This is a genomic window from Pararhizobium sp. (assembly GCF_965279435.1).
In the GTDB taxonomy this organism is placed as follows: domain Bacteria; phylum Pseudomonadota; class Alphaproteobacteria; order Rhizobiales; family Rhizobiaceae; genus Pararhizobium.
Genome location: NZ_CBDIHY010000003.1, coordinates 146,908 through 160,674, shown reverse-complemented (window position 1 = coordinate 160,674; position 13,767 = coordinate 146,908). Strand labels below are relative to the sequence as shown.

Genomic DNA, 13,767 nt, shown 5'->3' with positions numbered 1-13,767 from the left:
ATCCTCAAACTTTATAGCTCTCTCACCATGGTCGGCAAACCAGATCGAAAGTGCTCGATAGCCTTCTCAATGAAATTGTAGGCCTGATCTTCAGAAATGCCCCCGGCTTCCGGCCAAGTGCCGTAATTTTCTTGGTAAAACCACTCCGGCGTACGGATTACATCCGCGTCCCCAATTTGCATCTGCCAACTGTCACCGCGAGAGCGAAAATAGAACTCTTTGCCGTCAACGAGACCATAAGCTTGTACTGGTGCTATGCCCCCGGCTATTCCCACCAACGCGCCTGGAATCTCCCGCCCAAGATATACGCGCCAGGCAATCAGTTGCCCTTCGCCGTGATGTATTGTCAGTGAACCAATCCGGGGCGGCTGATAACGCCAGAAGCTTGGTATGGCCTCAAGCGTTACGTGGTCGCCGCGGAGGGTGACACCAACATATGCGACGCGGATGGCGGGCACGTTCTCCCACGGTCCCTCGGTCACGATAGCACCGACGGATTCCGCAAACGCGATATCCGCGGCATCCTCGGCAGCGCGGGTCGCCCAAATGCGCTTCAAGGTTTCTTTGAGTTGGATGTCTTGAACCGCCTCAGAGACCGAGGGCCCGTCCGATGCGTCTGAACAATTCACCCCACAATCCCCGCCGTCTCCACCACCGCATGGAACAGCACATCGCATCCTGCCGAAGCCCATTCCTTGGATATTTCCTCCGCCTCGTTGTGGCTCAAACCACCGACGCAGGGGCACATGACCATGGTGGCGGGGGCGACTTTGGAGGCCCAGCAGGCGTCGTGGCCGGCGCCGGAAATCAGGTTCATGTGGCTGTAGCCGAGCTTTTCGGCGGCGGTTCGCACGGCGGTGACCAGCGTTGGATCGAAGGTCACAGGCTCGAAATGGCCGATGGCTTCGATGGAGCAGCCGACACCGAGCGCATCGGTGATCTTCGGGGCTTCTGCCTCGATCTTGGCGCGCATGCGGTCGAGCTTGTCCTTGTCGGGCGAGCGGATATCGACGGTGAAGACGACCTTGCCCGGTAGGACGTTGCGGGAATTCGGCGAGAAGAACACCTGGCCGACGCCGCCAACGGCGCCGGGCTGGTTTTCCATGGCAACGCCCTGGACCATCTCGATGATCCGCGCCATGGCAAGGCCGGCATTGACGCGCAGGTTCATCGGCGTCGAGCCGGTATGAGCTTCGCGGCCGGTGAGCGTGAATTCCAGCCACCACAGACCCTGACAGTGCGTCACCACGCCGATGGTCTTTTCCTCTGCCTCGAGGATCGGACCCTGTTCGATGTGATACTCGAAATAGGCGTGCATTTTTCGCACGCCGACCTCTTCGCCGCCCTGCCAGCCGATGCGCTTCAGCTCGTCGCCATAGGTCTTGCCCTCGGGATCCTTGCGGCCATAGGCGTAGTCCAGTTCGTGGATACCGGCAAAGACGCCGGAGGCAAGCATGGCGGGCGCAAAGCGTGCACCTTCCTCGTTTGCCCAGTTGGTGACGACGATTGGGTGTTTTGTCCTGATGCCGAGATCGTTCATGGTGCGCACGACTTCCAGCGCGCCGAGCACGCCGAGAACGCCGTCATATTTGCCGCCGGTCGGCTGGGTGTCGAGATGGCTGCCAACGTAGACGGGCAGGGCGTCGGGATCGGTGCCGGGCCGTGTAGCAAACATCGTGCCCATCTTGTCGACGCCCATGCTCATGCCGGCGTCTTCGCACCATTTCTGAAACAGGTGGCGGCCTTCGCCGTCTTCGTCGGTCAATGTCTGGCGATTGTTGCCGCCGGCAATGCCGGGACCGATCTTGGCCATATCCATCAGTGAATCCCACAGACGGTCGGCGTTGACGCGCATGTTCTCGCCCGGTGCATGAGCCATGACGGTTCTCCTCATTCTTTTTAAGGGAGGCAGATTTGGCTGCGCATCCCGTCGTTCCCGTGGTCAAATCGGGGCATCTGGTTTTTTCGATTGCCCTGCGATCAGCCGTTGCGTTTGCGTTTGAACTGACTGATAATTTGACCGGTTGGTAAAACATTACAACTTCCGTTGCCGCACTCAAGGTGGAAAAACAGAAAAAACGTCAGCGCCGTCCGAATTTTTGGATCCTGCGGTTTTCAAACGTTTTCAGGGCGCACGCCGGCGGCGATTGACGAGAAGACTGGGGGAAAGATGGTACTTCCGAGGGCAGCCCGAACACAACGGCGAACCCGCATCCAGGAGGAGAAGGAAGAACTGATTCTGGAGGCGGCACTCGACGTGTTCGCAACCCACGGCTTTCGCGGCACGACCATCGACCAGATTGCCGATGTGGCGGGCATGTCCAAACCGAACCTGCTCTATTATTTCCGCACCAAGGAGGCGATGCACCGGGCGCTGATCGACCGGGTGCTCGACAATTGGCTCGATCCGTTGCGCGAATTCGACGCGGAGGGAAATCCGGTTTCGGAGATTCGCAGCTACATTCGGCGCAAGCTGGAGATGGCGCGGGATTTTCCCCGTGAAAGCCGGCTGTTTGCCAATGAAATCCTACAGGGCGCGCCGCATATCGAGGATGAGCTGAAGGGACCTTTGAAATCGCTTGTCGATGAGAAGGCTGAGGTCATCCGCAGTTGGGCCAAGGCCGGCAAGATTGCCAAATGCGATCCGTATCACTTGATCTTCGCCATCTGGTCGACAACGCAGCACTATGCCGATTTCGACGTTCAGGTGCGCGGGGTACTCGGAGAGGAGCGCTCCGGCGAGGGGCGGTTTGAAGACGCTGCACGGTTTCTCGAGCAACTGTTCGTCAGTGGCCTGGAAATCCGCGATGGCGGCGCCTGACCGGCAAGGAACACACCCAGCGGTTCAGACGGCCGGGCTCGCCGGGTGGTTTCCGGCTGCAAACATGGCTTCCACCTCTGCTGCGTCCTGCATGATCAGCGTTTCCAGCGTGCCCGCGCGGCCGCGAATGGAGATGTTGTAGCTTTCCCGGTCGTTGACCGTGAGCCCGGCATACCTGACCAGATCGGCGGATACGGCAAGCTGTGCATCATATTCCTTGGCAAAGCCTTCCAGCCGGCTTGCCGCATTGATGGTGTCGCCGACAGCAGTCAGCGAAGAGGCCTTGCCATAGCCGATCTGGCCGATGATCGCCGGGCCGGCATGCATGCCCATGGCGATGCGCAAGGGTTTATCGAGTTCGCTCATGAAATTGCGGTTGAGCACATCAATGCCCTTGGCGATACGGGCGGTCGCCGTCAGCGCCTGGGCGCAGGCTTCCTCGATGCTGTTGTTCAGCCCGAACAGTGCCAACGCGCCATCGCCGATGAACTTGTCGATCACGCCGCCCGACTCTTCCACCGCTTCCCCGATGGTCTCGAAGTATCGGTTGAGCAGGAAGACCGTATCGAACGGAAGCTGTTTCTGGGCAAGCAGGGTGAAGTCGCGCAGATCGCAAAATAGCACGGCGATATGGCGCTCGCGGCCGGCAGCCTGTTGTTCCGTGGGCTGGGGTTTCAGGCCAACATTGTCGCCGCCGAGAATGGGCGAGATAGACAGATTGTGGTTTGGCCGCAGTTGGCAGGCGAGGCGCACATTGTCGGGCGCGCCAATCCGCGTCAGCGTCGCCCGTTCAGCATCGCTGGCCGGTGGCTGCCGTTCCAAACCTTCCGTCACCCGGACGCGGCAGGTTGAACAGCGTCCACGTCCGCCGCAGATCGACAGATGCGGGATACCGGCGGCACGGCTTGCCTCGAGCACGCTGAAGCCTTTTGCCACCGAGATGGCCCGGTCTGGATAGGTGATGCGGATTTTTCCGCGTACGGGAATTATCCGCAGGATCAGGGTTGCGGCGATCATCGCGAGCAGACCGATGACGATGGATGTGGTGATTTGACCCATGTTTTCGGGTGGGGTGCGCACTGGCATGAACCAGGCTGTCGATGGCAGCCCCTCCAGCGACCGGGCACCGGCGGCAAAACCCAGCAGCGCCAGCAGTGGAACGAGGACGGCGAACGAATAGAAAAACAGGAAATAGCGTGGATACCAGCTGCGCCCGCGCATCCAGAACCATGCACCGAGACAGCCGTGCGACCAGGCGAGGATCAGCGCCAGCGATTGCCGTGTGGCGGTAATGGAATCCCCCCAGAGCAGCGGCAACACCCGGTAGTACCCGTCACCCTGACCTGTCAGCATCCACTCGACCCGCGTGCTGACCACATGCCCGACAATGAGGAAAGGGAAGGTGAGGCCGAAGATGATTTTCAAGGCTTCGCGCATCGGCATGCGCAACGTCTGGCGGCGATAGAGGCTTTCAAGGGCAAGTACGAAGTGAACAAGCAGCGATCCATAGAGCAGCACCGTTCCCGGCCAGCTGCGCCAGAGAAAATTGAAGATCCGGCGCGCGGCTTCCATGGTCTCGACGGAGATAAGCCCGAGCGCGTGGTTTGAAAAATGCGTGAGCAGGAACAGGCCGAGACAAGCGCCTGTCAGGAGATGCAGCCTTTTGCGGGTTCGGGAGGAGGCGATCTTCAAGCAGGCATCCGGTGTTGGCGGCAGGGCCGCGTCTCGTCATCCCCTCTTATTGACGAGTTCGCGGTGAGGGGCAACGCACGTTTTTGTGGACGCATTGTCGCGATTTAATACCCACTCCGCTGCCTGCCATCGCTTCCGCAAAATGCCGGCGCATTTCGCAGCGCTGAACGACAATCAGCCGCCCCGCGTTTTCGGCGAAGCGGCTAATGTGTCTTGCATGGGAGGATTACTCGGCGGCCTGGCGGGCCATCGGGTTGTTCGGGTGGGTCGTCCAGTTGGCATAGTTCGGATCGACGGTCTTGCCGGTGCGTTCATCGAGCATTCCCGGCTCAAGGCCGACCATGGTGATGCAGTCCTGCACGGGACAGACGTTGACGCAGAGGTTGCAGCCGACGCATTCGTCTTCCATCACCTCGAAATGCCTGACGCCGTCGACAAACTGGGTGATCGCCTGATGCGAGGTGTCCTCGCAGGCGATATGACAGCGGCCGCACTTGATGCAGGAATCCTGGTCGATCTTCGCCTTGGCGATATAGTTGAGGTTGAGATACTGCCAGTCGGAGACGTTGGGCACGGCGCGGCCACAGATATCGTCGAGATCGCGATGTCCTTTTGCGTCCATCCAGTCCGAAAGCCCCGTGATCATCTCCTGGACGATCTTGAAGCCGTAGGTCATGGCTGCAGTGCACACCTGCACGTTGCCTGCACCAAGGACGAGAAATTCGGCCGCGTCCCGCCAGGTGGTGATGCCGCCGATGCCGGAGATCGGCAGGCCGTAGGTTTCGGGGTCTCGGGCGATCTCGGCCACCATGTTGAGCGCGATCGGCTTGACCGCCGGGCCGCAATAGCCGCCGTGACTGCCCTTGCCGTTGATCGATGGTTCCGGCGAGAAGGTATCGAGATTGACCGAGGTGATCGAGTTGATCGTGTTGATCAGCGAGACGGCGTCGGTGCCGCCGGATTTGGCAGCGCGCGCGGGCTTGCGGATGTCGGCAATATTCGGGGTCAGCTTGGTGATAACAGGCATGCGGGTGTATTGCTTGCACCAGCGCACGACCATTTCGATATATTCCGGCACCTGTCCGACCGCAGCACCCATGCCGCGTTCCGACATGCCGTGCGGACAGCCGAAATTCAGTTCGATGCCGTCGGCGCCGGTTTCTTCCACCAGCGGCAGGATCGATTTCCAGGCGTTTTCCTCACAGGGCACCATGATCGAGGCAATCAGGGCGCGGTCCGGCCAGTTCATCTTCACCTGCTTCATTTCACGCAGGTTGGTATAAAGGTCGCGGTCGGTGATGAGCTCGATATTGTTCAAGCCCAGCAGACGTCGGTCGGCACCCCAGATCGCGCCGTAGCGCGGGCCGTTGACGTTGACGACTGGCGGGCCTTCCTCGCCCAAAGTCTTCCAGACGACGCCGCCCCAGCCTGCCTTGAAGGCGCGCTCGACATTGTAGGCCTTGTCGGTTGGCGGTGCCGAAGCCAGCCAGAAGGGGTTCGGAGACTTGATGCCGACGAAGTTATTGCGCAGATCAGCCATTGTTCATTCTCCCCTTCAAGCGACGGCAACAGCCGGCTGCGATGCAGCGGCGAGCACGTGGTTGATCGATTCAGCGGCGTCGCGGCCTTGTGCCACGGCAGATACCGTCAGGTCTTCGCCGCCAAGCACACAGTCGCCGCCCGCCCAGACCCGGTCGAGCGAGGTGCGGCCTTCGTCATCGACAACGATACGGCCGGACTGCAGGGTGATGATGCCGAGACCATCGCCCTCGAACGTCTGGCCAATCGCCTTGAGCACATGATCGGCGGTGATGACGCCGGTTTCGCCCGTGGTGGTCAGGCGGCCGTCGGCAATCGTCGTATAGTCGAGTTCGATGCCGGCCACCTTGCCGTCGCGGGCAATGATGCGCTTGGGCTGCAGCCAGTGGCGGATGGTAACGCCCTTGGCGGCGGCGAGATCCTGTTCAAACACGGAGGCGTTCATATGCTCCTTGCCGCGGCGATAACAGATGGTCACTTCCTCAGCGCCGAGCAGCTTGGCCTGCACTGCGGCATCGACTGCCGTCATGCCGCCGCCGAGCACCACGACACGGCGGCCGATGGCGATGTCGGCCCTGGTTTGCGATTGCCGCAGCGCCGCGATGAAATCGACAGCATCTTCGACGCCCTCGGCGGTTTCGCCTTCGGCCCTGAGCGCATTGACGCCGGCAAGGCCGAGACCAAGAAAGACTGCGTCATGCTTTGTCAGCATATCGCTCAGCGAGAAATCGCGCCCGAGCATCATGCGGTTGCGGATTTCGATGCCGCCGATGGCCAGCACGTAATCGACCTCGGCCTGGGCGAAATCATCGACGGCCTTATAGGTGGCGATGCCGTATTCGTTGAGACCGCCAGCCTTTTCGCGGGCATCGTAAATGACGACGTCATGGCCCTTGACGGCGAGGCGATGGGCGCAGGCGAGGCCGGCGGGGCCGGCACCGATAACGGCGATGGATTTTCCGGTCGGTTCGGCACGCTGATAGAACTGCCGGTTTTCGCGCATGGCAATATCGGTCGCATAGCGCTGCAGCCGTCCGATCTCGACGGGCCGATGTTCGGCCTCGTTGCGCACGCACGCCTGCTCGCACAGTGTTTCGGTGGGACAGACGCGGGCGCACATGCCGCCGAGAATGTTCTGGTCGAAGATGGTGTTTGCCGACCCGATCGGGTTTCCAGTCGATATCTGCCGGATGAACAGCGGGATATCGATGGAGGTGGGACAGGCCGTCATGCAAGGCGCGTCGTAGCAGAAATAGCAGCGGTCGGATGCGACCAATGCCTCATGCTCGTCCAGCGGCGGGTGCAGATCGGAAAAATTCTTCTCGTATTCGACGGGTGACAGGCGCCCGCTCAGTATTCCAGCTTCAGTCGTTCCCATTTTTTGCTCCCAAATGTCGCGCCTCAGGATGTCGAAACGGTAACACGCTTTATTTTTTTATCAAACGGTAAAATTTTAAAATGAAAACCGCAGGAATCCCAGCGCCGTAGGGGTTTCAAAGGTTGAGTGAGGGGAGGCGTCACGGTCCGTGTTTGACAGATGCCGGGAAAAAGTGTCAGCACATCGTTCAGGGAGTACGGACAATGGCGCGCAGACCGGACGGCAATAACAGGCTCGATGACGCCGCGCGTGCGGGATGGCTCTATTATGTCGCCGGGCGCACCCAGGATGAAATCGCCTCCATCATGGGTATCTCCCGCCAGTCGGCGCAGCGGCTGGTTTCGCTGGCCATGGCCGAGCGCCTGATCAAGGTCCGCCTCGATCACCCGATCGCCGCCTGTCTCGAACTCGGGCTTCGCCTCAAGGAGAAATTCGACCTTCGTCAGGTGGATATCGTGCCGAGCGATCCAGGGTCTTCATCGACGACCGTCGGCATTGCCGAGGCGGGGGCGGCCGAGATCGAGCGCTGGCTGAAATCGGCCGATCCGATCATCCTGGCGATCGGCACGGGGCGAACGCTGAAGGCGGCGATCGACCAGCTACCGGCGATGGAATGTCCGCAGCACCGCATCGTCTCTCTGACAGGCAATATCGGTCTCGACGGATCGGCCGCCTATTATAACGTCATCTTCTCGATGGCGGATGCCGTCAAGGCGCGGCATTTTCCGATGCCGCTGCCGGTTCTGGTGTCTTCGCCGGAAGAGCGGGCACTGCTGCACAATCAGGCGCTGGTAAAATCCGCCCTGCAGCTTGGTTCCGAAGCCAATGTCGCCTTTGTCGGCGTCGGTGAACTCGGTCAGGACGCACCCTTGTGCGAGGACGGCTTTCTGGCGCGCGATGAGATGATGCAATTGATGGACGAGGGGGCTGCGGGCGAGATCTGCGGCTGGATGTTTGACCGAGACGGGCAGATGCTGTCCGGCAGCATCAACAAGCGCGTTGCCAGCGTGCCCTTGCCGTCGCGCGATTCGGCAACCGTGATCGGCATCGCCAAAGGCCAGCGCAAACAGGTCGCTTTGCGGGCCGCCCTGACGGGACGGGTGATCAACGGTTTGATCACGGACGAGGCGACAGCCAAGTTTTTGCTCGCCAACTGAGCCGCCAGACAGAAATTTTCACAAGCAAAATCAAATAAGCCGCCGGACGTTTCTGCACTGCAGCAACGAATGCCGATTGACATTTTTTGCGGATATGTGAGTAATTGCCCACGAGCAAGGCAAATGCTCATAACTCTTCTGGGAGGAAGATATATGAACTTGAAAACTTTCCTGCTGGGCACATGCTCGGCAATCGTCATCGCGGGTTTCGCCCAGGCAGAAACCCTCACCATTGCCACGGTGAACAATGGCGACATGGTCCGCATGCAGACGCTGACGGACGATTTCACCAAGGCCAATCCTGACATTCAGCTCGAATGGGTCACCCTCGAAGAGAACGTGCTGCGCGAGCGCGTCACCACGGATATCGCCACCAAGGGCGGCCAATACGACGTCCTGACCATCGGTACCTATGAAGTTCCGATCTGGGCCAAGCAGGGCTGGCTCCTGCCGCTCGACAATCTCGGCGCCGATTATGACGTCGATGATCTGCTTCCGGCCATCCGTTCAGGCCTGACGGCAGACGGCAAGCTCTATGCAGCACCGTTCTACGGCGAAAGCTCGATGGTCATGTACCGCAAGGACCTGATCGAAAAGGCCGGCCTGAAAATGCCTGATGCCCCGACCTGGGAGTTCATCGGCGAGGCAGCCCGCAAGATGACCGACCGTGCGGCCGGCATCAACGGTATCTGCCTTCGCGGCAAGGCCGGCTGGGGCGAGAACATGGCGTTTCTGACCGCCACGTCCAATGCTTTTGGCGCCCGCTGGTTCGATGAAAACTGGAAGCCCCAGTTCGACCAGCCGGAGTGGAAGGCAACACTCGACATGTATGTCAAGCTGATGAACGATGCCGGCCCGCAGGGCGCTTCGTCCAACGGCTTCAATGAAAACCTGGCGCTGTTCCAGCAGGGCAAGTGCGGCATGTGGATCGATGCCACGGTGGCTGCTTCGTTCGTGACCAACCCGAAGGATTCGACCGTTGCCGACAAGGTCGGTTTCGCTCTGGCTCCCGACACGGGTCTCGGTAAGCGTGGCAACTGGCTGTGGGCCTGGAACCTTGCCATCCCGGCAGGCACCCAGAAGGCGGAAGCGGCCGAGAAGTTCGTGTCCTGGGCAACCAGCAAGCACTATCTCGATATCGTCGCTGCCAAGGAAGGCTGGGCCAACGTTCCTCCGGGCACGCGCACCTCGCTCTACCAGAATGCCGAGTATCTGAAAGCGGCTCCGTTCGCCAAGATGACGCTCGACAGCATCAATGCCGCCGACCCGAAGAACCCGTCCGTCAAGCCAGTTCCTTACGTCGGTGTTCAGTTTGTCGCTATCCCGGAATTCCAGGGTCTCGGTACGACGGTCGGACAGCTGTTCTCGGCGGCTCTCGCCGGTCAGATGACGGTTGACGATGCGCTGGCGCAGGCACAGCAGGTAACCACCCGCGAAATGACCCGCGGCGGCTACATCAAGTAGGTTCCTTCCCAAGGACAGGCAGCCCGGACTACCATCCGGGTTGCCACTTTAACCTGACGTCATCCGCCGTGCAGTCTATTGTCGCTGCGTCTGACGTCAGGATTTTCCAAAAAGAATACCAAGGCGGCCGGTTTGCTGCCCTCCCGGCGGGGCGGGTGTCCGTACCGGCATCAGAGGGAGGGTGTTGAAATGGCTACGCAGAATACGCGGGTGCTTGCGCGCTGGATGATGGCCCCATCGGTTGGGCTTCTCCTGATCTGGATGATCGTACCCTTGGCGATGACGCTGTGGTTCTCGTTCCAGAACTACAATCTGCTCAATCCCGGCAATGTCAGTTTCGCTGGCCTGTTCAACTACCAGTATTTCTATTCGGATCCGGCTTTTTTCCAGTCCATCTGGAACACGCTGCTCATCGTGTGCGGCGTGCTTTTTATCACGGTCATCGGCGGCATAGCCATCGCGCTGATGCTCGATCAGCCGATGTGGGGGCAGGGGCTGGTGCGCATCCTGGTGATCTCGCCGTTCTTCGTCATGCCGCCGGTTGCGGCACTGGTCTGGAAGAACATGATCATGCACCCGCAATACGGCGTGTTTGCCGATATCAGCCGCTTTTTCGGGCTGCAGCCGGTCGACTGGTTCGGGCAGTATCCGCTGTTTTCGATCATCATCATCGTCGCTTGGCAGTGGCTGCCGTTTGCAACGCTGATTCTTCTCACCGCCCTGCAATCGCTTGATGGCGAGCAGAAGGAAGCAGCCGAAATGGATGGCGCAGGCTTCGTCAACCGCTTCATCTACCTGACGGTGCCGCATCTGGCCCGCTCGATCACGGTTGTCATCCTGATCCAGACGATCTTCCTTCTGGGCGTCTATGCCGAAATCCTCGTTACCACCAACGGCGGCCCGGGCTACGCATCGACCAACCTGCCGTTCCTGATCTACCGCACAGCCCTGCTCGGCTACGATGTCGGCGGCGCTTCGGCAGGCGGCATCATCGCAGTCATCCTCGCCAATATCGTCGCCTTCTTCCTGATGCGCGCCGTTGGCAAGAACCTCGACAAATAAGGGAGGCAAAGACCATGGCCCGTGCAGTTTCGACCAGAAGAACCGTCTTCTTCACCATCGTCGCCTGGATCATCGCACTCGTGATCTTCTTCCCGATCCTTTACACGATCATCACATCGTTCAAGTCCGAGACCGAGGCGATCCAGGGGTTTAACCTCATCCCGTCGGGTACGGTTGAAAGCTACCAAGCGGTTCAGGCGCAGAGCAATTACTTCAAGTTCTTCCTGAACTCGGTGATCATCTCGGTCGGCTCGACGCTGCTTGCTCTGCTGATCTCGGTACCGGCCGCGTGGTCGATGGCGTTCTCGCCGACCAACAAGACCAAGGACATCCTGATGTGGATGCTTTCCACCAAGATGATGCCGGCCGCTGCCGTCATGGTGCCGATCTATCTCCTGTTCCGCGACCTCGGACTGCTCGACAGCCGTTTCGGCCTGACCGTGATGCTGACGATGATCAACCTGCCGATCGTTGTCTGGATGCTCTACACTTACTTCCGCGAAATCCCGGGCGAGATCCTGGAAGCCTCGCGGATGGACGGAGCATCGCTGTGGGGCGAGATCTGGTACGTGCTGACGCCGATGGCAGTGCCCGGCATTGCCTCGACCATGCTGCTCAACATCATCCTCGCCTGGAACGAAGCCTTCTGGACGATCCGGTTGACCACCACCAATGCAGCACCGCTGACGGCCTTCATCGCCTCGTTCTCCAGCCCGCAAGGTCTGTTCTGGGCAAAGCTGTCGGCAGCTTCCACCCTTGCCATCGCACCGATCCTCATCATGGGCTGGTTCTCACAGAAACAACTTGTCCGCGGCCTGACTTTTGGCGCCGTGAAGTAACGCACAGAAAAGACTTGGGAGGCACGCATGGGCAATATTCAGCTGAAAAAGGTCAACAAGAGCTTTGGCGCGACGCAGGTCATTCCCGGTATCGACCTGACGATCAATGAGGGCGAGTTCGTCGTCTTCGTCGGTCCTTCGGGCTGCGGGAAATCAACACTTCTGCGTTTGATCGCCGGCCTGGAGGATACGACCTCCGGCACGATCGAGATCGACGGACGTGATGTGACGGGGGCGGCGCCAGCCAAACGTGGACTGGCCATGGTGTTTCAGTCCTACGCGCTCTATCCGCACATGACGGTGCGCAACAATATCGCCTTTCCGTTGAAGATGGCGAAGATGGATCAGGCCGGCATCGACAAGAAGGTGACGGAGGCGGCGCGCGTGCTCAACCTCACCAACTATCTCGACCGGCGCCCCGGCCAGCTTTCCGGCGGTCAGCGCCAGCGCGTCGCCATCGGCCGTGCCATCGTGCGCGAACCCTCGGCCTTCCTGTTCGACGAGCCGCTGTCCAACCTCGATGCAGCCTTGCGCGGCACGATGCGGCTGGAAATCAGCGAGCTTCACCATCAACTGAAGACGACGATGATCTACGTCACCCACGACCAGGTCGAAGCGATGACCATGGCCGACAAGATCGTGGTGCTCAACGCCGGCAATATCGAGCAGGTCGGTTCGCCGCTCGATCTCTACCACCGGCCGGACAACATCTTCGTCGCCGGCTTCATCGGCTCGCCGCGGATGAACTTTGCGACCGGCGAATTCTCCAAGCCGCATAACGCGCATACGATCGGTGTGCGTCCGGAGCATCTCAAACTCTCGACCGAATCCGGCGCCTGGCGTGGCACCGTCGGTGTCGCCGAACATCTGGGATCGGATACCTTCCTGCATATTCATGTCGACGGCATCGGGCTGGTGACGGCCCGGGTTGGCGGCGATTTTGCAATCAAGCATGGCGACAAGGTCTTCCTCACCCCGGAAGAGGGCCGCGTGCACAAATTCACGGACAAGGGACTGGCAATTCGATGACACGGCTTCAGGGTAAAAGCGCGCTGATCACGGGATCGGCGCGCGGGATCGGACGCGCTTTCGCGGAGGCTTTTATCCGCGAGGGGGCAACCGTTGCGATTGCCGATATCAACCTCGAGCGCGCCACCATAACGGCCGGCGAGCTTGGACCTTCGGCCTATGCGGTCCAGATGGACGTGACCAGCCAGGCGTCGATCGATGCGGCGATTGCGGCGGTGGTCGCAAAAGCCGGTGGCCTCGATATCCTGGTCAATAACGCAGCCCTGTTCGATCTTGCCCCAATCGTCGAGATCACCCGGGAAAGCTATGACCGGCTCTTTACGATCAATGTCTCCGGCACGCTGTTCACCCTGCAAGCCGCTGCAAAGCAGATGATTGCGCAGGGACGCGGCGGCAAGATCATCAATATGGCAAGCCAAGCGGGGCGGCGGGGCGAAGCTCTTGTCGGCGTCTACTGCGCCACCAAGGCAGCGGTCATCAGCCTGACCCAATCGGCAGGGCTGGACCTCATCAAGCACGATATCAACGTCAATGCGATTGCACCCGGCGTTGTCGATGGCGAGCATTGGGATGGGGTCGACGCGATGTTTGCCAAGTATGAAAATCGCCCGCTCGGCGAGAAGAAGAGGCTTGTCGGCGCCGAAGTTCCATTCGGGCGCATGGGCACAGCCGAAGACCTGACGGGCATGGCGGTCTTCCTCGCCTCCGCAGACAGCAACTATGTCGTTTCGCAGACCTACAATGTCGATGGCGGCAACTGGATGAGCTGAGTTCACAGCTCGTCGA

12 protein-coding genes are annotated in these 13,767 nt (G+C 60.1%); 7 read left to right on the top strand and 5 right to left on the bottom strand.

The genetic code is table 11. The annotated features are described in order from the left end of the window. Window positions 1-11: 11 nt before the first annotated feature. Together ACQY8Q_RS06475 and ACQY8Q_RS06470 are read right to left on the bottom strand one after the other, a co-directional pair. The gene (locus ACQY8Q_RS06475) at window positions 12-629 is read right to left on the bottom strand and encodes a hypothetical protein (protein ID WP_428425862.1); all 618 of its coding nucleotides are present in this window, start codon (window positions 627-629) and stop codon (window positions 12-14) included. Next, window positions 626-1,879 carry a Zn-dependent hydrolase gene (locus ACQY8Q_RS06470; protein ID WP_428425861.1) on the bottom strand — a complete coding sequence of 418 codons (1,254 nt, stop codon included), beginning with the start codon at window positions 1,877-1,879 and terminating at the stop codon, window positions 626-628. The genes ACQY8Q_RS06475 and ACQY8Q_RS06470 overlap by 4 nt, the downstream gene beginning before the upstream one ends. Before the next feature lie 291 nt (window positions 1,880-2,170). Here ACQY8Q_RS06470 and ACQY8Q_RS06465 point away from each other — a divergent pair, with 291 nt between their 5' ends. Continuing rightward, on the top strand, window positions 2,171-2,821 hold the full coding sequence (locus ACQY8Q_RS06465) for a TetR/AcrR family transcriptional regulator (protein ID WP_113245208.1): 651 nt from the start codon (window positions 2,171-2,173) through the stop codon (window positions 2,819-2,821). A gap of 24 nt (window positions 2,822-2,845) precedes the next feature. Here the strand turns inward: ACQY8Q_RS06465 and ACQY8Q_RS06460 are convergent, their stop codons facing one another. The 3 genes from ACQY8Q_RS06460 to ACQY8Q_RS06450 form a co-directional block, all read right to left on the bottom strand. Beyond that, a complete protein-coding gene (locus ACQY8Q_RS06460; protein ID WP_428425860.1) occupies window positions 2,846-4,513 on the bottom strand; it encodes an adenylate/guanylate cyclase domain-containing protein in 1,668 nt (555 codons plus the stop codon). 226 nt (window positions 4,514-4,739) lie between these two features. Next, complete coding sequence (gene preA / locus ACQY8Q_RS06455; RefSeq protein WP_428425859.1) at window positions 4,740-6,053, bottom strand: NAD-dependent dihydropyrimidine dehydrogenase subunit PreA; 1,314 nt, start codon at window positions 6,051-6,053, stop codon at window positions 4,740-4,742. A gap of 15 nt (window positions 6,054-6,068) precedes the next feature. Beyond that, complete coding sequence (locus tag ACQY8Q_RS06450) at window positions 6,069-7,430, bottom strand: NAD(P)-dependent oxidoreductase (protein WP_428425858.1); 1,362 nt, start codon at window positions 7,428-7,430, stop codon at window positions 6,069-6,071. Window positions 7,431-7,633: 203 nt separating this feature from the next. On the opposite strand from ACQY8Q_RS06450, the gene ACQY8Q_RS06445 reads away from it, so the two are divergent. The 6 genes from ACQY8Q_RS06445 to ACQY8Q_RS06420 all read left to right on the top strand — a co-directional run bounded on the left by ACQY8Q_RS06445 (window position 7,634) and on the right by ACQY8Q_RS06420 (window position 13,751). Then, entirely contained in the window at window positions 7,634-8,587 is a 954-nt protein-coding gene (locus ACQY8Q_RS06445; RefSeq protein WP_428425857.1) for a sugar-binding transcriptional regulator, read from the top strand. Between the two features lie 153 nt (window positions 8,588-8,740). Then, window positions 8,741-10,051: an ABC transporter substrate-binding protein gene (locus ACQY8Q_RS06440; protein ID WP_428425856.1), complete on the top strand. Its 1,311-nt coding sequence runs from the start codon at window positions 8,741-8,743 to the stop codon at window positions 10,049-10,051. 189 nt (window positions 10,052-10,240) lie between these two features. Continuing rightward, window positions 10,241-11,113 carry a carbohydrate ABC transporter permease gene (locus ACQY8Q_RS06435; RefSeq protein ID WP_113530416.1) on the top strand — a complete coding sequence of 291 codons (873 nt, stop codon included), beginning with the start codon at window positions 10,241-10,243 and terminating at the stop codon, window positions 11,111-11,113. Between the two features lie 14 nt (window positions 11,114-11,127). Continuing rightward, complete coding sequence (locus tag ACQY8Q_RS06430) at window positions 11,128-11,952, top strand: carbohydrate ABC transporter permease (protein WP_428425855.1); 825 nt, start codon at window positions 11,128-11,130, stop codon at window positions 11,950-11,952. Between the two features lie 27 nt (window positions 11,953-11,979). Next, window positions 11,980-12,981: an ABC transporter ATP-binding protein gene (locus ACQY8Q_RS06425; protein WP_428425854.1), complete on the top strand. Its 1,002-nt coding sequence runs from the start codon at window positions 11,980-11,982 to the stop codon at window positions 12,979-12,981. Continuing rightward, complete coding sequence (locus ACQY8Q_RS06420) at window positions 12,978-13,751, top strand: L-iditol 2-dehydrogenase (protein WP_428425853.1); 774 nt, start codon at window positions 12,978-12,980, stop codon at window positions 13,749-13,751. Before ACQY8Q_RS06425 ends, ACQY8Q_RS06420 begins: the two co-directional genes overlap by 4 nt. Window positions 13,752-13,767: the final 16 nt, after the last annotated feature.

Bases quoted from the DNA above. Each gene is read 5' to 3' on its own strand.
- ACQY8Q_RS06425 (WP_428425854.1), top strand. From the start codon at position 11,980: ATGGGCAATATTCAGCTGAAAAAGGTCAACAAGAGCTTTGGCGCGACG.
- ACQY8Q_RS06470 (WP_428425861.1), bottom strand. From the start codon at position 1,879: ATGGCTCATGCACCGGGCGAGAACATGCGCGTCAACGCCGACCGTCTG.
- ACQY8Q_RS06420 (WP_428425853.1), top strand. From the start codon at position 12,978: ATGACACGGCTTCAGGGTAAAAGCGCGCTGATCACGGGATCGGCGCGC.
- ACQY8Q_RS06430 (WP_428425855.1), top strand. From the start codon at position 11,128: ATGGCCCGTGCAGTTTCGACCAGAAGAACCGTCTTCTTCACCATCGTC.
- ACQY8Q_RS06465 (WP_113245208.1), top strand. From the start codon at position 2,171: ATGGTACTTCCGAGGGCAGCCCGAACACAACGGCGAACCCGCATCCAG.
- ACQY8Q_RS06445 (WP_428425857.1), top strand. From the start codon at position 7,634: ATGGCGCGCAGACCGGACGGCAATAACAGGCTCGATGACGCCGCGCGT.
- ACQY8Q_RS06440 (WP_428425856.1), top strand. From the start codon at position 8,741: ATGAACTTGAAAACTTTCCTGCTGGGCACATGCTCGGCAATCGTCATC.
- ACQY8Q_RS06435 (WP_113530416.1), top strand. From the start codon at position 10,241: ATGGCTACGCAGAATACGCGGGTGCTTGCGCGCTGGATGATGGCCCCA.
- ACQY8Q_RS06450 (WP_428425858.1), bottom strand. From the start codon at position 7,430: ATGGGAACGACTGAAGCTGGAATACTGAGCGGGCGCCTGTCACCCGTC.
- preA (WP_428425859.1), bottom strand. From the start codon at position 6,053: ATGGCTGATCTGCGCAATAACTTCGTCGGCATCAAGTCTCCGAACCCC.